General features: G+C 61.6%; 1 pseudogene. It reads left to right on the forward strand.

The window, feature by feature from the left end:
- Nucleotides 1–232, forward strand: a pseudogene (locus tag SB764_RS45005) (hypothetical protein); the annotation flags it as partial.

Raw genomic sequence — 232 nt, forward strand, 5'->3', positions numbered from 1 at the left:
GGCCGCGCCGCCGTGCTCGCCTTCAACAAATGGGATCTGGTTGAAGACCCGCAGGCATTTCTTGCCGATCTGCGCGAAAAAACCGAGCGGCTTCTGCCGCAGGCGCGCGGCATCCGTGCCGTTCCGATTTCCGGTCAGACGGGCTACGGCCTAGACCGGCTGATGCAGAACATCATCGATACGGACAAGATCTGGAACCGCCGTATCTCGACTGCCAAGCTGAACCGCTGGC

The sequence above is a fragment of the Paraburkholderia sp. SIMBA_027 genome (assembly GCF_046535315.1).
Taxonomy (GTDB): domain Bacteria; phylum Pseudomonadota; class Gammaproteobacteria; order Burkholderiales; family Burkholderiaceae; genus Paraburkholderia; species Paraburkholderia tropica.